We start from the raw sequence: 16,344 nt of genomic DNA, 5'->3' as shown, positions 1-16,344 counted from the left end.
CAGCTCGTCGCCCGCGGCAAGCTCTTTGCCAAAACCGCCTACGGACAGAACCTCCTCAAACTCGCACAGGAAGACCCAAAAGGACTCCTGACTCGTTGAGGGCGCACGGGCCGGAGCGGGGAGGGGCCTCCCCGAAGCGGGGACGGTCGGGTATAGGAGCGAAAATGGACAACATCATTCGCCCCACCTTCGGCGCCCCACGCCGCACGGAAGCAACCGATCCCCGTCGCGTCCAGGTCCTGACCCAGCGCGTCTACGGCGAGGCGCATGGCTGCCGCGTCTGCCTCGTCCACGACGAGAGCGCTCCGGAGGGCGATGTCTACAAGGTCGTGGTTGGGTTCCTGACGGACGACGAAGTCAGCACCGTGGCGATTCTCCCGGCCACGCCGGAGGGGGATACCGATTGCGAAATCGTCGCCCTGGCGATCCTGCGCACCCTCGGCATGATCGAGGCCCGCCTGGAACCGCCGGGCAGCGCCTGAAGCAGTGCGAATCGCCGCATGAGCAGGCGTTCAGATGTGGGCTTGCATCGGTCCGGAAAGCCATGCTATCGCCCCTGCACCGGAACGGACCGGGTCTCAACCGCCAGCCCTCGGCAGCGCCTGCGACGAACAACCGGATCCTGCCTCGTGCCACGCGAGGATGTTGGGGGATAGTTTAACGGTAGAACAGTGGACTCTGACTCCTCTAGTCCAGGTTCGAATCCTGGTCCCCCAGCCACTGATTTAACTACGCTTTTTCCACTTCAGACTGAGAACAGCTAGGCCCGGTCGGGCACCTGGTCGGGAAAAGCTGTTCTGGTTTCGAGCTTCCTGATGGCCGCGATGGCGAGCGCCGGGTCACGGTTCAGGTAGTGGGCATCCAGGATCGAGCGCACATCGTTCATCGAGTGCCCGGTCAACGTCGCGATTTCAGCCTCAGAGCATCCAGCTAGCGCCAGGCGACTCACAGCCGTTCCGCGTAGGTCATGGAATGTCAGGCCAGATATGCCGCATGCCTTGCAGGCCTTCCCCCACGAAGAACGGAAGCCGTCGCTGGTCCACGGCCGATGCTCCGAGTTGAGCAGGATCACCGGGCTGCGCCGTGGGACGGCATCCAGGGCCAGCTTGAGCACGCTGCTGACCGGGATCACGACACGGGCACCGGTCTTTCCCTGCTTCAAGCGAATTGTCTTGCCGTCGTAGGCGCCCCAGGGAAGCCGCAGGAGATCGCCCTGGCGCTGACCGGTCCAGAGGGCGAGGATCAGCGGCAGATGCAGGTGAGGGGGCGCTGAGGCGAGGAACGCGGCCTCGTCGGCATCGGTCCAGACCTTGTCCGTCCGCGTCGCCCGATAGAGCCGGCCGCCCTTCTCACAAGGATTGGCCAGAATCAGTCCGCGGTCGAGCGCCCAGGATAGGACGCGGGCGAGGACGCTCCAAGCGTAGTCGGCTTGCCGGCGCGAGCGGAGGGCGAGGCGATCCCGCCAAGCCATGAACTCTCCTCGGGTGCGGCGATCGGTGAGAGCCCCCAGAGGGAAGTCGCCGAACTCGGTTTCAATCGCCTTGATATGCCGGATGTAGTCCTTGCGGGTGATGTCGCTCCGGGAGCGAAACGCATCGCTTGCTTGATAGCCCTGGGTGATCGAGAGCATCACGCCCTGCGCCGGCCGAGCCTTGGTGCCCACAGCGGCGTTGTAACTCGCGATGAACTCGGGCGTACCCGGCTGCCCCTCAATCCTCGGACCGCCCTTCCAGGCGTACCAGTAGGTGCGCCGGCTGCCGTCCGCGAGCAACTTCGTTTTTGAATTGATTCCCTTTAGCCTAACGCGCATCGCGCTTCGCCCTCCATGCGTCGAAGTCAGACGCCGGCTCCTGCCGAACGTCGTCGCTGGAGTAAACCACGATCTTGCCACCCTCGACCTCGACGCGGCCGACCTTGAGGCCAGCGGCTTGCGCGCCCTTCACGGCACGGGAGATGGCGGCTTGGGTGATCATCTGGCGCCGGGGCATCATGCATCCCCCTTCTTCGGCTCGGCAGTGGCCTCTAGGCCAGCGATCACCTGTGCGTGGATGAGGTTAATGTCGAGAAGCGTCACCAAGCCGCCGAACTCCGATATCGCGGCGGCGACGTCATGCGGCTCGACGTAGAGGCGGAACGTCGCCGTCTCGGATGTACCCTTGGGTGCGAAGGCAACGATGCCGCTCATGTCACCATCAAGGTCCTTCGTGTGAGCCAGCCTGAACGGCGTGCGGAGGTACGTCTCCGCGAACCAGATTGCTTCTCCGGCCGCGATGCCTGAGGCGGTCATCATCACGACAGTACGGGCGATGCAGACATCGACAAGGCTGAAACGGTTCCAACCCTGCTTTCCCATCGTCGCTGGGAAGAGGCCATTACGGTTGCGCCAAGCCCGGAGGGTCACGGCCTCACACCCCGCCACGCGGGTAAGGATAGAGGTCGCGAACTCGGGCGCTTCAGGTTCCATAGCGCTACATCTGTAGCACATTGTAGAACCGATACAAGAGGCACGCTCCGGCGAAGCGATGCGGTCTCATGATGGCGCCCCCCCCTGAGTTTCACGGAGAGGTCGTAAAACTGTCGGCCGCACTGGATTGCGTGAAAGGCGTTCGTGAGACCCGGTCGGGCTCTACGATCTATGCCAACCACCCACTCCATCACACGCTTCGTGAATGTGTGTGCAAGGCAAAGGAACAGCCCGGCAGGCGCCAATGTTCAAGGGTTATGTCCTAATGCAATGCTGCATTTCAGCAGAGATGAATAAGAGCACTCGTGCTCGATTCCGAGAGGTTTCACAGTGTATACCGTTGTCGTCCTGACGCTATTTATATTATGCATTGCCATCCATCTTGGAACGATGATTTACGTTACCCGATAAGCTCATCTAAATAATTACTGCTTCAGCATCTTGCCCGCCAAACACGGCGAAACAGCAGGAATGTTCTGAGGTTAAGAAAGAACAGATCCCGCCCAAATTTGGAGCGCTACGCGATGTCTGAGGCAGTGATTTTCTACGTCTACGTTTCGGTCCTGACTGCCACCACCAGCGGGCTATTCTGGACTATGCAGGGTCCGAGCTAGCCTTGATCGGCGGCTCCCACTTGGCTTTGAGCACCGGGTCAGCTCTTCTAAAAATCCCGATCTCCGCCGCGCAGCCATACCACCTGGTTCTCGTATCCCTCTGTAGAGCCCAGGGACGGCTCCGCATCGGCCCTCGGCTCGAGGTCAGTATCTCCATTCGGCGCCTCGAGGATCGCAACGATCTGATCGACGACGTCGAGGGCAAGGTCGGCGAGGCGTTCGAATTCTGCTCTCGATATGCTCGCCGCTTGGATCCGGCGAACGGTCGGAAACGATACGACGTTGCTCATGATCAGCCCCATGCCTTCAGCGCTTCAAGGAGGAGGTCAGGTGCGTCGAGGCGATCGACTCGGCCGTTGCAGTCGATCTCGTGCATGATGCGCACGCTAAGGATCTCGTCCTGCTCGGCCTTGTTCGCCGGCATGCGCCGAGTGATTTCGGCGACGCAGCTGTCGCGGAAAAAGGAAAAGCGCTGGCTCTCACCCTCGACGAACCAGCCGATGTTCGACAGACGCGATGAACCGTCGGAGCTTTGGCAAAGCGGCATGTTACCGATGTGCCCCCAAAAACTGTCGGCCTGTCGTGTGATCTCGTATAGGCGAGCGAGCTCTTCGATGCTGAAGGGAGCAAAATCGAAGTCGGCCGCATAGCGTCGGCAGTTGGCTAGAAGTGCCTCCAGGGGCGCCTGCGGAGGCAGACGGGCAGTGGCTGCCCTTAGCGCCCCGGCACGCTCTTGGATCGATTGCTCGGGAGCGGTAGTGCTCGGTTTGCGACGAGCGTTCATGACAGCCTCCCTCAACCGAGCTGCAGGAATCCGTAGGCGAACACGCCCCCAGCGATGATCAGGACGGCCGAGACGAGGTCTCCAGCAAAGTCGAGAAAGCGGGGCGCACGGACATGAGCCGAGTCGGGTCGCGCCGGGGTAATGACGGGGCCGTCCTCCGCCTCGGCCTCATCCGGCTCCAGCAGGGGCATCGGACGGGAGTAAACCGCTGCAGAAGGCGAGCGAGAGCGTTCACCGGCGCGAGCCGATGCTGTAGAATTTCGGATAGCCATGATGCGTCGTGCCTCGACGTGAGTGGTCAGGCTCGCTCTGGTGCTCCAACACCTCGGCGGGCCGTTTGCTTTGTAACGCCACTTACGTTACGCTTGATGTCCCTGATGTCAAGCCACTGGCGTTACATTTTTATGGTCGAGCAGCGGAAGAAGACAGCGACCCTCAACCTTCGGATCGATCCAGAGCTGAAGGAAGCTGCCGAGCGCGCAGCTGCCGACGATCAGCGGTCGCTGACCTCGCTAGTGGAGAAGCTGCTCTCCGATCACCTCAAGGCTCATGGCTACCTCGGCGGCACCGTTACTGGCACGCTAAGCAATGAACCGCATCTAGCATCTGCAACGCCCTCAGGTGGTGTCTCGACGGACAAACGGTCATGAACCCTCTAGCCCGGCCTATCCTGTTGGCCGCGGCCGTTGCGATCATTGCCACTATCGCCGTGTGGCTGTCGGTTATGCCGGAGGCCCCGGAGGACGCACTCGAAGACGGCCTTATTGCGTCCCTGTCCGCCTCGTTGATCGTGCTCGTGGTGAGCCGAAGGTCGACATGGCTGAAGTAGACAAGGCGGCTACAGCACTGCAGGAACGACTGTCGGAAGTCTCCCGCCTTGCGACGCTACTCGCGGACCGGGTCCTGGCAGCTCAGGCAGCCGCCGAGCCCGTACCCAAGGAGCACGTCCACGCTCTGATCGACGCTGCGATCATTCTGGACAGGTACGAGATCGACATACCGCATTCTCTCAGCCAGATTGTCGATCAGATTGAGGATGCCGAGCCGGCAGAAACTCAGTCCATGCCTGAGGCGTCTCAGGATGACGATGCCGGCCGCCTCGCATGGCTGCTTCGCCCCTTCCAAGGCTCGAAGGCCTAGAACATAACGGCATCAACTCTGAGTCGGGGCCTTCCCACCCGAGTGGACGCATGCCCAGGATTTTAAAAAATTTCCTAAACGAAGGAGCACACCCTGTCCGAGCAACAGAGCAAAGAGCGGAAGCAAGCTGAAGCCGCTTTTGCAAAGACACAAAGCGACCCTATCCTTCCACCTCACGACGAGCCTGTTTCACGCCGGTCTGAGGAGAATATTGCTCTTCAGAAAGCTGCGCGTTTGGCCAGGGATGCGAACGAGGAGGCTGCACGTAAACCTTAAAACTCGCTGTCTTGCGTGAGAAGGAAATCACCACAGCTTCCGAAAAGAAGATCTGCTAAGCCGTCTGAGAACGGATCATGGGCTGGGGACACATGCGCGTCCCTCAATGAACTCCTAGTTTGAGAGGGATACCCATGACGCTTGAAGCACCTAAAATGGAGTTTTCTCGCCTCACGAGCATGGCCACTCGGAATGGCGTAACAGTCTCTGTGAAGGTCTATCGGGCTGCTGGCACGCGGGATCGTTGGACGCTCGAAGTGGTCGATCAAAAGGGCTGGTCGACGGTTTGGAGCGAAACCTTCAGGTTGGACAGCGAGGCAATGGATGCCTTTGTCGATGCCGTCATAGAAGGCGGGGGGATGGGCGCCTTCTTAGAACCTGCTCCAACGTTACATTGATAAATAGAAAATCACATTCGCGGCGAGCATCAAGGTGACGCAGATGAATTTTGATCCCGCCGAGCGCATGCACTTGCAAGATGCCCAATGCCTTGCAATCGATGGCAATGGGGATGAGATCTACATCGGCCTTAATCTAGATCAGTCCAATGAATATTTTTCATTTACGCGTCCGTCTGGAGAAGAGCGGCATTCCGGAGAATCATCGCTCGCCTATAATGCGCGACGGCTACGGTTTCTTGTGCTTCATCAGTTGACGAGAAGTGCTCAGCTCAATGTGATAAAATCCAGCGACGATGTTAAGCCCGGCTTGTGATCGAGGGGGTGCGGTCCTGACGCGTGCTTCTGCATAGATTAGAGTAGCCCTCGTCTCCGTACCCGTGCAACGTGATCTAGCGCGGCTAGGCTTGTATCCAATCAGGTTGCCGTGCGCCTGCCCCGAGTACAACCACCTTGCCCGCCCAGCACAAGCTGTGGCGGGTTTTTGGTAATTTCTCAATCAAATGAGCAGTGTGGTTAATAGGTTCTTTCGGTCGCCTTGCAAACCTGTCATGCTGACGGATGAGAACCGATCGCCCACTAGCATGTGAAGTCAAGATTAACGGCGTGTGGAAGACGATCAGCGTCATTGACGCCTTAAAACGTCACCGCATGGATACGAAGCGTTGTCCGACCTGCCATGGGCAGATGAGTGCCTACGGTGCCTATTCTCCCAGCGCACGCCCTATTCTTGCACATCGTAGGAAGCACGCTGGCTGTTCGCTTAACCCGGAGACGTTTTCGGGAACGCCGTCGTTGCATCCACAAGCGTTGGCATAGACCCTCTTGCGTCTGTCGCCATCACATAGAGCGGTTGGTACGCGCTGCTTCTCGCAGCTCCGCCCGACATCTTTCCACCCACAAGGAAGACAGCCATGCAACTCAGATTGAGCCAGGCTTTGCCGCGCACTGAGGTTCAGGTGGCCAGGGAGGCTGAGAAGTTGCGCATCGCGCAGATGGCATGGACAGACCTTTCTGACGCCAACCAGATGCAGGATGAAAAGATCGACCGTCTGAAGGCGTTGCGATTGGCGAGGCTGGCGCAACAGCAGGATTGAACTCAGCGATGTCCGACGACACCCAGAAGCTCGAGATCCTGGTGGGCCTCTATGAGCTCGCGATCAGTCGGCTGTTCGAAACGGTCCCCGAGGGTAGCGAGGCCAAGCGCCTGTTCGTCGAGGATGTCCGGCAGCTCCTAGACAACACGAACGAAGTCCAGGCGCACTCACCAGCCGCTCAGACCTACGAAGCGCTGTTGAGGCGCCTTGGTGCTGCGCCTCCCGACGCAGCCGGCGGGCTGGGGGTTGTACCAACGCCCGAGCAAGGCCTTCCACCATCAGGCTCAGGCCAGTAGGCGAACCGGAAGACGGATCACATGGCGACGTCGTTCAAGGGCCTCTATCTGTGCCTACCCAAACAGCCCCAGCCGGCCCACATCCGCGCTGAGGATGGCGAGCAGGGCCAGCTCACGCTATCGCGGGAGGACTACCAGACTCGTGGCGGCCAGCCGCCCTGGCAGAGCTTGCCCTGGGAAGGCGAGGAGGCACTTGCGCCTGATACTGAGGGCAAGGACATCCCTAGTATCAGCATGTGAGGAGGTGACCCGTGGCAATCCCGGATCGCGAACTTGAGCACTCGTCCTTGTCAGGCCTCTTCACTCGGGACGGCATCACGGTCGAGGTTCAGATCTATCGCTTCGCCGGCACCGCTGACGCTTGGGTGCTGGAAGTGGTCGACCAGGAGGGTAGCTCCACCGTCTGGACGGAAAGCTTCTTTACCGATCAAGCAGCGCACAAGGCTTTCCTACGTGCTGTCGAGAAGGATGGCATGGGGCAGTTTTTGGAGCTGGGCGAGACGCTGCACTGACGATTACACACAGCTTCATATGCCGCAGGATCATGCTTCACTCCGATACGGTTGACTGCGCATCATCTGAACGCGGAGTCACCCTAATGGCCCAGACCCGTCATTCACATCCTGATCCGATCGAGGAAGGCGCACAGGCCCGCATTCACGGCCGCCCGAAGGATGCATGCCCTTATCCTCGTGACAGCGAGGAGCGCGCATCATGGATGGAGGGCTACGACGGCACTCCTCGGGATAATGTGTCTGATCAGGTCCCAGGCTGAAAAGGGCACCGCATGCACAGGTGAATGGCATTGATCGTTCTGAGTGCGCTGGGGATAGCTCTTCAGAACGGAAGCGTTTCGGCGCGAGGTATGGGAGCGAGCCCGCCGGCCGGGCTTGCGCGGGCCACCGCGCCAGGTGGGACAAAGGGTATTGCCGGACCACGAAACGTGGACGAGGCGCTTCGAAGCGGACAGGCCTACGCCTTTCAGCCAGGCGTGGGAGGCATTCGTGCCTACCGACCAGAACCGAGCGTGCACCGTCGTGAACACGGTCCCTACCGCTGAGCGGGACCTGTCACCATCTGGCTCCGCTCGGCAGGCCAACCGAAATGCTGATTACATGGCGATCTCGTTCAAGGGCCTCTACCAGTGTCTACCCAAGCAACCCCGGCCGACGCACATCCGCGCCGAGGATGGCGAGCAGGGCCAACTCACACTGATGCGCGAGGACTACGAGGCGCGCAGCGGCCAGCCGCCTTGGCAGAGCCTACCCTGGGAAGGCGAGGAAGCACTTTCGCCCCATACCGAGGGCAAGGACATTCCCAACATCAGCATGTAAGGAGGTGGCCCTTGTCGACCCCAGATTGTGAGTTTGAGCCGGTGAACACCGGTCTGGAATTGCACGATCTCCCGCAAGGCGTACAGATCGGTGAGGAAGGTTTCGGTATCGATTTCGGTCATGCGAGGTCTGGGCTCTGAACGCCTGAACCGTGCAAGCTTCGTGCAGAGCTGCATTCCGCCGCTGCAATCTGCCAGTTCGCCGCCCGGTTTTGCGGTGGAACGCGATAGCCTCATTCGAGGTAACGTCCTGGCAAGCGTCATTTAGATCGCTTCGAGGCACACCGATGAAACTTGCCATCCTATCGCTGGCAGCCATCAGCTTGCTCATGGTGGCGCAGGCGGACGCGCAGAGCCCCCAGCCTTCAATCGACGATCCGAGTATGAGAGAAGCTCCTCGAACGAAGCGTGAGCGGGATCTCGGCCTGGACGGGAAGCCGCGTGGCCAACGGGAGTTGTCGGCTCCGGACAAGGACGGGTACTCGACAGAGGAGCCCGGTGACGATGAGGACGACGATCTCGGCGAAGCCCTTCGCGAGGTTCAGCCCTCGAGGCCTCAGGCTCGTTGATCGGTGGTAGATCCCTGTGCGCTCTCTAATGCTCGCCCTCCTGCTTGCGTTTGCTGCCGCGCCAAGCGCCCATGCCGAGCCTGCGTCGACCCTCAATGGATTATGGCATCTGCTCGGCTCCTGTTCTCAATCGGTTGGCGGGCCCGCAGGGTCAGCGGGCTCAGAGGTCACGGTCCTGTTCAGCATCAAGCGCGATGGCAGCCTGCAGGGGCAGCCGCGGATCACGCATTCGAAGCTCGTGGGTGACGACGCTTCTCAAAAGGGGTTTCTCGCCGGAGTGCTCGGCAGCATCGCGCGCTGCTTCCCGCTCTCCATCACGGACGGGCTCGGCGGCGCCGTTGCAGGTCGTCCGCTGCGCCTACGCGTGGTGAACCGCGCGAGGGAGTGGGGCGCATAGCGAGCTTACGGCCGTCGCGTACCGACCCAAACCGGCGATGACCAAGTGCAGGCCCCATCGGTCAGCGCCCCGGCCCACAGTCGCACGCCGTTCGAACCTCGCTCACCACGGACCGTTGACCTCCCAACAGGAGAGACATCAATGCCCGCAGAAACCTCCACGACGACCGAGACCCTGGCGTCCGCTTCCTATGATGCTACGCGCGTTCGCATGCACGCAGGAGAGAAGGAGAAGGATGGCAAGCCTTCCATCGAGGTCAACGAGGACGACATCGCTGCGCCGCGCCTCACCCCTCAGGGGCGAACAGATCCTGACGAGGCAGGCGAGGACGAGACTGATCCGATGGGCGGCGTGAAGAAGGGCCAGAGCGACACGGCTGAAGGGTAGCGCCCGCACTTGCGGCCCGATGGGATCGACGTGCGGCCGCGACCTAGCGATCCTCGATCAAAGCTTCGACCGATTGAATCTTGGCTTCAAAATCAGCGATCCGCTGCAGGACGCCTCTGCACGGGAGTGGATCGCCTGCCTCCGCTTGCAGCACCAAGAAGTGCTGTTCTTCCCTCAGGCGCTCGATGATCGCTTTCAGGTCCGACATGCTATGAGAAGCGCTTCGTTGTCAGAAGCGTTCCCGGTTCGCGCCGCTTGTCCTCCACAAGCCTGGGCGTGCCTCAGGCTCAAACTCCTTACCACGGCTGCGCTTTAGGCCGCCTCGCTCACCAGGAAGAACGCCATGCAACGCAGATCGAGCCAAGCCATGCAGCGCAACGAAGCTCAGATGGCGATGGAGGTCCAGAAGGAGCGCGTTGCTCAGATGGCGTGGACGGACCTTTCTGATGCCAACCAAGCGCAGGATGACAAGATCGGCCGCCTGAAGGCGCTGCGAATGGCAAGGCTGGTCGAGCAGAAAGGGTGAGCCGAGCGATGTCGGAAGACACCCAGAAGCTCGAGATTTTGGTCGGCCTGTACGAGCTCGCGATCAGCCGGCTGTTCGAAACGGTGCCCGGCGGTAAGGAGGCCAAGCGCCTGTTCGTGGATGACGTTCGACAGCTCCTGGACAGCACGAACGAGCTTCAGCCGCACTCTCCGGCCGCACAGACCTACGAAGCGCTGCTGCGGCGCCTTGGTGCGGCACCGCCTGACGCTGCGGGCGGACTGGGAGTCGTCCCCACTCCTGAGCAAGGCTTGCCCCCATCTGGCTCCGGCCAATAGGCGACTGGAAGGCTGATCATATGGCGACGTCGTTCAAGGGCCTTTACCTATGCCTGCCTAAGCAGCCCCAGCCCGCGCGCATATGCGCAGAGGATGGTGAGCATGGCCAACTCACTCTGTCGCGTGAGGACTACGAGGCTCGTGGGGGTCAGCCGCCCTGGCAGAGCCTGCCGTGGGAAGGCGAGGAAGCGTTTGCCCACAACGACGAGGGCAAGGACATTCCAGACACCAGTATGTGAGACAAGCGGCCGTCCACCCCGCGATCCTAAAGCTAAGCGCAAGAAGGTATGGCGATGGTCGACGACGAAGTGGACGAAGCCCTGCTAAAATAGGCAGTCCGCTACCTGTTGGAGCACTGCGCATCGATCGATATGACCGGCGACGCAGATATGCCGGTTTTCGAGATGGCAGGCGAAACCGTCAGCGCGAGCCAGATAGTCCTGAAGGCTTATGCAGCCGGCATGGCTGACGAGGATCAAGCGTGCGCCGTTGGGAGCTCCGTCACCTGCGTGGTGTAGCGCGGGCTGCGCATCTCGAACTTCGTCGACCAGGTCCGCTTCTCGGTGAGCCCAGCCCGGGCCGGCACGACGGCGCCCCGGCCGAAGCGCGCGTTGCAGGCGTCCATGGCCGCCATCAGCGGCGCGCTGCGCTCGCGGTCGAGCTGACCGATCAGCGCCCGCGGCGCATCCTCAAGGAGCTTCAGGTCGGTCGTGACCACGCCGGCCTTGCTGTAGCGCCAAGGCCGATCGCCCGGCGCTTCGCGCCAGGTCCGCGCTACACCGGCCTGTGCCGCCTTGATCAGCGCCATCGTATCGTTCGTGGCCTCGGGTAGCGTCACGGTCGTGGAGACCGAACGCATCGGGTCGCCGCGGTCATGCTCGCTCGTGTGGTAGAAGACCGAGACGTGCGTGGTGCCGAGGCCGCCGCGCCGTAGCTTCTCGCCGAGCCGTGTCGCATGTGTGGCCACCGCCTGCTCCAGGGTCTCACGCTCGGTGATGCGGCAAGAGAACGAGCGGGTCACCGCGCAGCCCTTGCGCTGGGCCGGCAGGAGCTCGAGCGGCAAGCAGCCGAGCCCGCGCAACTCGTAGATGATGCGCTCGCCCACCACCGTCATGGCCTTGCGCACTGGCCGCGGGTCGAGGTCGCGTAAGTCCGCCACCGTGTCGACCCCGAGGCCGATCAGCTTGGCGAGCGAGGCCCGGCCGATGCCCCAGACCTCGGCCACCGAGATCCGGCAGAGCCAATGATCGTAGGCGATCGGATCGGTCAGATCGCACACCCCATCCAGGTCCGGGATCGTCTTGGCGATGTGGTTGGCGAGCTTGGCCAGCGTCTTCGTCGGGCCGATGCCTACACAGGTCGGAATGCCGGTCCAGGTCCGCACCGTGGAACGGAGGTCGCGCGCGAGCGTCACCCGGTCCCGGTTGCGCACGTCCGAGAGATCGAGGAAGCTCTCGTCGATGGAGTAGATCTCCACCGCGCGCGAGAAGTCTCGGTAGACCGCGTTCGTGCGGGCGCTCATGTCGCCGTAGAGAGTGTAGTTCGAGGAGAAGACGCGCACACCCTCGCGCTGGCACTGCTGGCGGATCTTGAACCAGGGATCGCCCATCTTGATCCCGAGCGCCTTGGCCTCCGCTGTGCGGGCAATGGCGCAGCCGTCGTTGTTGGACAGCACGATCACCGGCACGCGGGCGAGCTTCGGGTCGAAGACGCGCTCGCAGGAGCAATAGAAGCTGTTGCCGTCGATCAGCGCGATCGCCCGGCTCATCGCACCAGCCCGGCGCGCGCCACGTGCCAGCGGATGGAGAAGCGGACCACGCCCCAGATCTCTCCTTCGATCAGATCCTCGACGGCGAAGGCCGGCAGGTCAGGGTTGTCGAAGGCGAGGCGTGCAACGTTGCCCTCGATGACGAGACGTTTCAGGCTCATGGTGCCATCGACGATCGCCACGACGACGCTGCCGTTGCCGGGCTTGAGGCTGCGGTCGGCCACTGCCAGATCCCGGTCGAAGATGCCGGCCCCGCGCATGCTGTCGCCGGAGATGTTCCAGGCGAAGGTCGCGGGCGGGTTTGGCGCGAGCCAGCGCGGCAGTTCCAGGGAGCCTTCGAGGAAATCATCGGCCGGTGACGGGAAACCGGCGCAGAGCGTGGCGCCCTGGATCGGGATGCGAACCGTGCCGGCGCTCTGAGGCGGAAGCTCCGCGATCTGGAGCAGCCTCATCGGCCATGATCCGAGAAGATCGCACCGTCGCGGATATAGCCGCGTGAGATGAGGCGGCGCTGCTGCGCCGTCTGGCGCTCGGCTTCAGCCAGATCGCCGAGCGCATCCTCGACCGCCTGCACCAGGGCAGCCCAGGCGTCACCACGTGCAGCGCGGTGATAGGCGAGCGCGATCGTCTCCGCCTCGGTCAGGCGGATGTCCACAGGCGGTTCGTTGGACAGGGCATGCATTTCGTATCTGCTTCCTGCTAGAACATAACAGGAACAAATCTCATCCCAATCGGTGGTTCAACCGAAACAGCCAAGTCCGAGAAGGCAGCGGTGGGCGCGTGTGGATCGTGAGGTAAAACGCTAGTGCCGACGGGGCTTTATCGCTTCCACTGTACGGACGGGCGTGATCTGGTCGTCGATCTTCGAGGAAAGCGGATGCCAACGCTGGCTCTGGTGCGCCTCCATGCAGAGCGCGTGGCTTTGGACCTCATGGTGCGTGGTCCACGGATTAATTGGTCGGCCTGGCAAGTCGAGGTCTACGACAAGCACGGCAGAGTGGTGCTTACGAAGGCGTTCACGGACGTTCGCTACGACCTGCGGTCTGCACGGGGCTGAAGGGAAGCGACCATGGCGATGAAGACGACGTTCGTGGTCCAGACCTTCATTGTGAAGCGGACGCGCCTCGTACCAGGCGACCGTGAGGTAGCGCCGACCGAGAATGGTGCCCTGAAGAAAGCCGAGGCGATGGCCGGCCGCATGCCTGGTACCGCGGCGCTGAAGATCGTCGCCGATGACGAGACCGGGGAATTGGAAAGCGCAACGATCCTCGGGCAGTTCGGCGAGATCCCCGACGATTTTGCGGAGAGCCTGCAGAACGCCTGATACCGCAGCATGAGGCAACCGTGACGTTCGAGGAGCAAGCCGCCGAACTGCATCGCCTGGAGGCGGTAGCCCTGAGCCTTGGCCTGTCCGATACCCAGTACGAACGTATCCTGCTGGATGTCACCGCTACGCTGGGCGCAGCCGGAGCCAGCCCAGCCGAACAGCTGGCTACGATCAGGGTGCGCATCCTTGCCACCGCGCAGACAAGGACCCAGCCTGCCATGATAGGATTTGACCTCTGAGACGTGGTCGGACGGACATGCGATGGCTGCTGCACCTGAGACCGATGAGGCCTTCCGCGGACGGATCTTACGTATCGCGGAAGAGCAGGATCTGCGCGAAGTGCGAGTGGCTCGGAAGCGCGATCTGGATGTAATCGGCAGAAAGTACGGGCGCTTCCGCTATGGTGTCGCTCTTGCCGGTACAGAAGACACGCCGCGGCAGGGGCCGGGTGGGTAAGGTATAGTCCTCGGGTAAGACATCGCCAGCCAGAACCATTCCGGCAGCTCGATGCGCCTCCTGCAGGATCTGTGCAATAGCGGAATGACCGGACGCGAAAATCCCGCCATGGCCATGAGGCCGGGCGGGTCAAAGTCTAGCCGCTTCACGAGCGTGGGGCGCTGATTGTTCCGCGGCTGAGGGAACAGTGAGGCAGGTGCCTCGCGCAGGGCTGCCGCAGCATCCGAGTTCGGACAAAGAAACCCGCCTCGGATTGTTCCGGGCAGGTTGGGTTGTGAGACTCAACGGTTGATCGGGCGTCGGCCTCAACAGATGCCGCGGACACCATCCGCAGCCATACTGCAGCATCATATGAGAACCAGATACCAAAAAAACCCGCCGTGGATTGCTCCGAGCTGGCGAAGGTCAGGTCACTTCCCGCCATGGAATACCGCGAGAAGCGTGAGTGACGGCGGGGTGTTCTACCTCCCTAGCGGCCTTCGTCCTCCCATCGACCACTGAGGATGAGCTTCGCTCGGTAGAGGGTGTTCCCGTGGTCATCTCGGACTGACGCAAACCAGCTCTGCTGATCGTTGCCCTCGATGGAGCGGGTCGCGATTGTCGCCAGTGTACTGAGTGCCAAGCAGCGCCCTGCCTCCTCGTTCGGTAAGACCGTACCCACTTCGTCTGGAGCCGAACCCGGACTCTCGCTTACGTCCAAAAAGTACCGCGGCATCGGTGTTCCCGCTCTTTTAGCATATGATAAAGCAGCAAAACCGTTCTGGTTCATCGAGCGGTGGGCAGAATGGTTCTATGTCGGCTAACACACTTTCCACCTGTGCTTTTGCTGAGCCTCCGAGCAACAAATGCTAAGGACAAAGGCTACGTACCGTGCAGACCAAAGCGCTGGACGAGGCCTGTATCGCTCCACAAATCCGTACGGATATCGCTTCCCCTGGCGGTGACGATCAGAATCGCCTCTTCGTCAGAGGCTGCTACAAAGTCTCGTACGTGAATAATGCGTCCATCGGTGTGACGAGTGATGGCACGGTAGGGCCGTGCCGTGTCACAGCTAACTGTATCCAATATCTGTTCAGCGCCTGACAATTTTTAGCGACCTCAGCTACCCTTCAAAATCAACAAATCGCAATATCTCTCGCCTCGTAGGAGCTGAATAAAAGCGCCCGCCTCAGCTTCCACTGGGAGGGCGGAAGTCGTTGAGCCTCGGGACGAGGTGACAACTTGTACCACTGCTAGACGACTACGTTTCACTCATATGTAAGCGCCGGATCGCGCTCACGAAACCGTGAGCGGAACCAGCCCATGCCACGGATATCTCTTGTGCCTCGCGTGAGACCCTGAATCGCATCGACCATCACGCGATGCTCTTGGTGGCGGCCCTCAGCGAGGCGCTTCTCGTGCTAATAGCAGCACATGAGTAGCGCCCTCTGGTATGATACGGCACCCTCATGAAATCCTGGCCCTTTCTCCTCGTCCTGCTCCTCGCAACACCAGCCCTGGCTGATCCGATCGTCGGCCGAGCCTCCGTGATCGACGGCGATACGCTCGAGGTCCGCGGAACGCGGATCCGCCTGCACGGCATCGACGCGCCCGAGAGCGCGCAGCTATGCAAGGACGCCGCGGGCAAGGACTACCGCTGCGGTCAGACAGCGGCGCTCGCCCTGTCGGACCAGATCGGCAAGCGGCTCGTAACCTGCGATCCGCGCGACACAGACCGCTACGGGCGGGTTGTGGCCGTCTGCCGTGCCGAAGCCGAGGATCTGAACGCCTGGATGGTCCGCCAGGGCCACGCCATCGCCTACCGGCGCTATGCCGAGGACTATGCGAACGCTGAGCTCACAGCGAAGGCACTGCGTCAAGGCATCTGGGCCGGCACGTTTCAGGAGCCGTCCGAGTGGCGCCGGGAAAAGCGCGCCGGCGGCGAGCATGCGCGGCCCGACACTGTCACGCCGCCGAGCAAAGCGAGCGGCTGCAACATCAAGGGCAACATCTCGGCCGGGGGCGAGCGGATCTACCACCTGCCCGGCTCGCGCGACTACGAGCGGACCCGCATCAACGACCGGGCCGGCGAGCGCATGTTCTGCTCGGAGGACGAGGCGAAGGCAGCTGGTTGGCGGGCTTCGAGGAGATGAGCCGAGCGGCAAACAGCGCCTTTTGAGTTAAGCCACACTGGCCATCGGTCAGCTAACCTGCGTCAAATCTCAAAGCCGCCTATG

At 61.6% G+C, this 16,344-nt stretch carries 28 protein-coding genes and 1 tRNA gene; 19 read left to right on the top strand and 10 right to left on the bottom strand.

What is annotated here, in order from left to right:
- Window positions 1-164 precede the first annotated feature (164 nt).
- Window positions 165-482, top strand: a complete 318-nt coding sequence (locus CRT23_RS24230; protein ID WP_055955652.1) for a hypothetical protein — start codon at window positions 165-167, stop codon at window positions 480-482.
- A gap of 164 nt (window positions 483-646) precedes the next feature.
- Window positions 647-720, top strand: a tRNA-Gln gene (locus CRT23_RS24225).
- A 40-nt stretch (window positions 721-760) separates the two neighbouring features.
- Here the strand turns inward: CRT23_RS24225 and CRT23_RS24220 are convergent.
- The 6 genes from CRT23_RS24220 to CRT23_RS24195 form a co-directional block, all read right to left on the bottom strand.
- Window positions 761-1,810: a tyrosine-type recombinase/integrase gene (locus tag CRT23_RS24220; protein ID WP_103712136.1), complete on the bottom strand. Its 1,050-nt coding sequence runs from the start codon at window positions 1,808-1,810 to the stop codon at window positions 761-763.
- On the bottom strand, window positions 1,800-1,991 hold the full coding sequence (locus CRT23_RS24215) for a hypothetical protein (RefSeq protein ID WP_245436554.1): 192 nt from the start codon (window positions 1,989-1,991) through the stop codon (window positions 1,800-1,802). The genes CRT23_RS24220 and CRT23_RS24215 overlap by 11 nt, the downstream gene beginning before the upstream one ends.
- A complete protein-coding gene (locus tag CRT23_RS24210) occupies window positions 1,988-2,464 on the bottom strand; it encodes a hypothetical protein (protein WP_103712135.1) in 477 nt (158 codons plus the stop codon). The genes CRT23_RS24215 and CRT23_RS24210 overlap by 4 nt, the downstream gene beginning before the upstream one ends.
- A 661-nt stretch (window positions 2,465-3,125) precedes the next feature.
- Entirely contained in the window at window positions 3,126-3,380 is a 255-nt protein-coding gene (locus CRT23_RS24205) for a hypothetical protein (protein WP_245436552.1), read from the bottom strand.
- Window positions 3,371-3,862, bottom strand: a complete 492-nt coding sequence (locus tag CRT23_RS24200; RefSeq protein WP_103712134.1) for a hypothetical protein — start codon at window positions 3,860-3,862, stop codon at window positions 3,371-3,373. Before CRT23_RS24200 ends, CRT23_RS24205 begins: the two co-directional genes overlap by 10 nt.
- A gap of 11 nt (window positions 3,863-3,873) precedes the next feature.
- On the bottom strand, window positions 3,874-4,053 hold the full coding sequence (locus CRT23_RS24195) for a hypothetical protein (RefSeq protein WP_245436550.1): 180 nt from the start codon (window positions 4,051-4,053) through the stop codon (window positions 3,874-3,876).
- A 177-nt stretch (window positions 4,054-4,230) separates the two neighbouring features.
- Here CRT23_RS24195 and CRT23_RS28675 point away from each other — a divergent pair, with 177 nt between their 5' ends.
- The 12 genes from CRT23_RS28675 to CRT23_RS24130 all read left to right on the top strand — a co-directional run bounded on the left by CRT23_RS28675 (window position 4,231) and on the right by CRT23_RS24130 (window position 9,755).
- Window positions 4,231-4,512 carry a toxin-antitoxin system HicB family antitoxin gene (locus CRT23_RS28675; RefSeq protein ID WP_181017449.1) on the top strand — a complete coding sequence of 94 codons (282 nt, stop codon included), beginning with the start codon at window positions 4,231-4,233 and terminating at the stop codon, window positions 4,510-4,512.
- Window positions 4,513-4,678: 166 nt separating this feature from the next.
- On the top strand, window positions 4,679-5,002 hold the full coding sequence (locus tag CRT23_RS24180; protein WP_181017448.1) for a hypothetical protein: 324 nt from the start codon (window positions 4,679-4,681) through the stop codon (window positions 5,000-5,002).
- A gap of 410 nt (window positions 5,003-5,412) precedes the next feature.
- A complete protein-coding gene (locus tag CRT23_RS24175; protein WP_103712130.1) occupies window positions 5,413-5,676 on the top strand; it encodes a hypothetical protein in 264 nt (87 codons plus the stop codon).
- A gap of 43 nt (window positions 5,677-5,719) precedes the next feature.
- Window positions 5,720-5,992 (top strand): hypothetical protein, encoded by a 273-nt coding sequence (locus CRT23_RS28020; RefSeq protein WP_146056486.1) that lies wholly within the window; start codon window positions 5,720-5,722, stop codon window positions 5,990-5,992.
- Between the two features lie 598 nt (window positions 5,993-6,590).
- Complete coding sequence (locus tag CRT23_RS24170) at window positions 6,591-6,773, top strand: hypothetical protein (RefSeq protein WP_103712129.1); 183 nt, start codon at window positions 6,591-6,593, stop codon at window positions 6,771-6,773.
- An 8-nt stretch (window positions 6,774-6,781) separates the two neighbouring features.
- Window positions 6,782-7,069, top strand: a complete 288-nt coding sequence (locus tag CRT23_RS24165; RefSeq protein WP_103712128.1) for a hypothetical protein — start codon at window positions 6,782-6,784, stop codon at window positions 7,067-7,069.
- Window positions 7,070-7,090: 21 nt separating this feature from the next.
- Window positions 7,091-7,309, top strand: coding sequence for a hypothetical protein (locus CRT23_RS24160; protein ID WP_103712127.1), 219 nt, complete (start codon window positions 7,091-7,093; stop codon window positions 7,307-7,309).
- An 11-nt stretch (window positions 7,310-7,320) separates the two neighbouring features.
- Window positions 7,321-7,581, top strand: coding sequence for a hypothetical protein (locus CRT23_RS24155; RefSeq protein WP_103712126.1), 261 nt, complete (start codon window positions 7,321-7,323; stop codon window positions 7,579-7,581).
- Between the two features lie 32 nt (window positions 7,582-7,613).
- Window positions 7,614-7,844, top strand: a complete 231-nt coding sequence (locus CRT23_RS29675; RefSeq protein WP_348628889.1) for a ribosome modulation factor — start codon at window positions 7,614-7,616, stop codon at window positions 7,842-7,844.
- 340 nt (window positions 7,845-8,184) lie between these two features.
- Window positions 8,185-8,403 carry a hypothetical protein gene (locus CRT23_RS24150; protein ID WP_103712125.1) on the top strand — a complete coding sequence of 73 codons (219 nt, stop codon included), beginning with the start codon at window positions 8,185-8,187 and terminating at the stop codon, window positions 8,401-8,403.
- A gap of 596 nt (window positions 8,404-8,999) precedes the next feature.
- Complete coding sequence (locus CRT23_RS24135) at window positions 9,000-9,368, top strand: hypothetical protein (protein ID WP_103712122.1); 369 nt, start codon at window positions 9,000-9,002, stop codon at window positions 9,366-9,368.
- 141 nt (window positions 9,369-9,509) lie between these two features.
- Window positions 9,510-9,755 (top strand): hypothetical protein, encoded by a 246-nt coding sequence (locus tag CRT23_RS24130; protein WP_103712121.1) that lies wholly within the window; start codon window positions 9,510-9,512, stop codon window positions 9,753-9,755.
- Window positions 9,756-9,798: 43 nt separating this feature from the next.
- Here the strand turns inward: CRT23_RS24130 and CRT23_RS28670 are convergent, their stop codons facing one another.
- Window positions 9,799-9,963 (bottom strand): hypothetical protein, encoded by a 165-nt coding sequence (locus tag CRT23_RS28670; RefSeq protein ID WP_181017447.1) that lies wholly within the window; start codon window positions 9,961-9,963, stop codon window positions 9,799-9,801.
- Window positions 9,964-10,122: 159 nt separating this feature from the next.
- On the opposite strand from CRT23_RS28670, the gene CRT23_RS28665 reads away from it, so the two are divergent.
- Window positions 10,123-10,281 (top strand): hypothetical protein, encoded by a 159-nt coding sequence (locus tag CRT23_RS28665; RefSeq protein ID WP_181017446.1) that lies wholly within the window; start codon window positions 10,123-10,125, stop codon window positions 10,279-10,281.
- A gap of 8 nt (window positions 10,282-10,289) precedes the next feature.
- On the top strand, window positions 10,290-10,577 hold the full coding sequence (locus CRT23_RS24120; protein ID WP_103712119.1) for a hypothetical protein: 288 nt from the start codon (window positions 10,290-10,292) through the stop codon (window positions 10,575-10,577).
- A gap of 475 nt (window positions 10,578-11,052) precedes the next feature.
- Here the strand turns inward: CRT23_RS24120 and CRT23_RS24110 are convergent, their stop codons facing one another.
- Genes CRT23_RS24110 through CRT23_RS24100 form a run of 3 tightly spaced genes read right to left on the bottom strand, consistent with a single transcriptional unit; the run spans window position 11,053 to window position 13,027 of the window.
- On the bottom strand, window positions 11,053-12,345 hold the full coding sequence (locus CRT23_RS24110; protein WP_103712117.1) for a Y-family DNA polymerase: 1,293 nt from the start codon (window positions 12,343-12,345) through the stop codon (window positions 11,053-11,055).
- Entirely contained in the window at window positions 12,342-12,797 is a 456-nt protein-coding gene (locus CRT23_RS24105; RefSeq protein ID WP_103712116.1) for a S24 family peptidase, read from the bottom strand. The genes CRT23_RS24110 and CRT23_RS24105 overlap by 4 nt, the downstream gene beginning before the upstream one ends.
- Entirely contained in the window at window positions 12,794-13,027 is a 234-nt protein-coding gene (locus CRT23_RS24100) for a hypothetical protein (RefSeq protein WP_103712115.1), read from the bottom strand. Before CRT23_RS24100 ends, CRT23_RS24105 begins: the two co-directional genes overlap by 4 nt.
- 387 nt (window positions 13,028-13,414) lie before the next feature.
- On the opposite strand from CRT23_RS24100, the gene CRT23_RS24090 reads away from it, so the two are divergent.
- The 3 genes from CRT23_RS24090 (at window position 13,415) to CRT23_RS24070 (ending at window position 16,260) form a co-directional block, all read left to right on the top strand.
- The gene (locus tag CRT23_RS24090) at window positions 13,415-13,669 is read left to right on the top strand and encodes a hypothetical protein (RefSeq protein ID WP_103712113.1); all 255 of its coding nucleotides are present in this window, start codon (window positions 13,415-13,417) and stop codon (window positions 13,667-13,669) included.
- A 20-nt stretch (window positions 13,670-13,689) separates the two neighbouring features.
- The gene (locus CRT23_RS24085) at window positions 13,690-13,911 is read left to right on the top strand and encodes a hypothetical protein (RefSeq protein ID WP_103712112.1); all 222 of its coding nucleotides are present in this window, start codon (window positions 13,690-13,692) and stop codon (window positions 13,909-13,911) included.
- 1,665 nt (window positions 13,912-15,576) lie between these two features.
- Complete coding sequence (locus CRT23_RS24070) at window positions 15,577-16,260, top strand: thermonuclease family protein (protein WP_103712109.1); 684 nt, start codon at window positions 15,577-15,579, stop codon at window positions 16,258-16,260.
- Window positions 16,261-16,344 lie beyond the last annotated feature (84 nt).

The sequence above is a fragment of the Methylobacterium sp. V23 genome (assembly GCF_002917135.1).
Taxonomy (GTDB): Bacteria; Pseudomonadota; Alphaproteobacteria; order Rhizobiales; family Beijerinckiaceae; genus Methylobacterium.
The sequence above is the reverse complement of the archived record's forward strand: the minus strand, read 5'-3'. Positions and strand labels throughout refer to the sequence as shown.

What these genes read in the sequence shown, in the direction of transcription:
- CRT23_RS24165 (WP_103712128.1), top strand. Translation starts at nt 6,782, where the DNA reads ATGTCCGACGACACCCAGAAGCTCGAGATCCTGGTGGGCCTCTATGAG.
- CRT23_RS24120 (WP_103712119.1), top strand. Translation starts at nt 10,290, where the DNA reads ATGTCGGAAGACACCCAGAAGCTCGAGATTTTGGTCGGCCTGTACGAG.
- CRT23_RS24210 (WP_103712135.1), bottom strand. Translation starts at nt 2,464, where the DNA reads ATGGAACCTGAAGCGCCCGAGTTCGCGACCTCTATCCTTACCCGCGTG.
- CRT23_RS24100 (WP_103712115.1), bottom strand. Translation starts at nt 13,027, where the DNA reads ATGCATGCCCTGTCCAACGAACCGCCTGTGGACATCCGCCTGACCGAG.
- CRT23_RS24175 (WP_103712130.1), top strand. Translation starts at nt 5,413, where the DNA reads ATGACGCTTGAAGCACCTAAAATGGAGTTTTCTCGCCTCACGAGCATG.
- CRT23_RS24205 (WP_245436552.1), bottom strand. Translation starts at nt 3,380, where the DNA reads ATGGGGCTGATCATGAGCAACGTCGTATCGTTTCCGACCGTTCGCCGG.
- CRT23_RS24230 (WP_055955652.1), top strand. Translation starts at nt 165, where the DNA reads ATGGACAACATCATTCGCCCCACCTTCGGCGCCCCACGCCGCACGGAA.
- CRT23_RS28670 (WP_181017447.1), bottom strand. Translation starts at nt 9,963, where the DNA reads ATGTCGGACCTGAAAGCGATCATCGAGCGCCTGAGGGAAGAACAGCAC.
- CRT23_RS29675 (WP_348628889.1), top strand. Translation starts at nt 7,614, where the DNA reads ATGCTTCACTCCGATACGGTTGACTGCGCATCATCTGAACGCGGAGTC.
- CRT23_RS24135 (WP_103712122.1), top strand. Translation starts at nt 9,000, where the DNA reads ATGCTCGCCCTCCTGCTTGCGTTTGCTGCCGCGCCAAGCGCCCATGCC.
- CRT23_RS24160 (WP_103712127.1), top strand. Translation starts at nt 7,091, where the DNA reads ATGGCGACGTCGTTCAAGGGCCTCTATCTGTGCCTACCCAAACAGCCC.
- CRT23_RS24195 (WP_245436550.1), bottom strand. Translation starts at nt 4,053, where the DNA reads ATGCCCCTGCTGGAGCCGGATGAGGCCGAGGCGGAGGACGGCCCCGTC.
- CRT23_RS24130 (WP_103712121.1), top strand. Translation starts at nt 9,510, where the DNA reads ATGCCCGCAGAAACCTCCACGACGACCGAGACCCTGGCGTCCGCTTCC.
- CRT23_RS28020 (WP_146056486.1), top strand. Translation starts at nt 5,720, where the DNA reads ATGAATTTTGATCCCGCCGAGCGCATGCACTTGCAAGATGCCCAATGC.
- CRT23_RS28665 (WP_181017446.1), top strand. Translation starts at nt 10,123, where the DNA reads ATGCAGCGCAACGAAGCTCAGATGGCGATGGAGGTCCAGAAGGAGCGC.
- CRT23_RS24170 (WP_103712129.1), top strand. Translation starts at nt 6,591, where the DNA reads ATGCAACTCAGATTGAGCCAGGCTTTGCCGCGCACTGAGGTTCAGGTG.
- CRT23_RS24200 (WP_103712134.1), bottom strand. Translation starts at nt 3,862, where the DNA reads ATGAACGCTCGTCGCAAACCGAGCACTACCGCTCCCGAGCAATCGATC.
- CRT23_RS24110 (WP_103712117.1), bottom strand. Translation starts at nt 12,345, where the DNA reads ATGAGCCGGGCGATCGCGCTGATCGACGGCAACAGCTTCTATTGCTCC.
- CRT23_RS24215 (WP_245436554.1), bottom strand. Translation starts at nt 1,991, where the DNA reads ATGATGCCCCGGCGCCAGATGATCACCCAAGCCGCCATCTCCCGTGCC.
- CRT23_RS24090 (WP_103712113.1), top strand. Translation starts at nt 13,415, where the DNA reads ATGGCGATGAAGACGACGTTCGTGGTCCAGACCTTCATTGTGAAGCGG.
- CRT23_RS28675 (WP_181017449.1), top strand. Translation starts at nt 4,231, where the DNA reads ATGTCCCTGATGTCAAGCCACTGGCGTTACATTTTTATGGTCGAGCAG.
- CRT23_RS24105 (WP_103712116.1), bottom strand. Translation starts at nt 12,797, where the DNA reads ATGAGGCTGCTCCAGATCGCGGAGCTTCCGCCTCAGAGCGCCGGCACG.
- CRT23_RS24070 (WP_103712109.1), top strand. Translation starts at nt 15,577, where the DNA reads ATGAAATCCTGGCCCTTTCTCCTCGTCCTGCTCCTCGCAACACCAGCC.
- CRT23_RS24180 (WP_181017448.1), top strand. Translation starts at nt 4,679, where the DNA reads ATGGCTGAAGTAGACAAGGCGGCTACAGCACTGCAGGAACGACTGTCG.
- CRT23_RS24150 (WP_103712125.1), top strand. Translation starts at nt 8,185, where the DNA reads ATGGCGATCTCGTTCAAGGGCCTCTACCAGTGTCTACCCAAGCAACCC.
- CRT23_RS24220 (WP_103712136.1), bottom strand. Translation starts at nt 1,810, where the DNA reads ATGCGCGTTAGGCTAAAGGGAATCAATTCAAAAACGAAGTTGCTCGCG.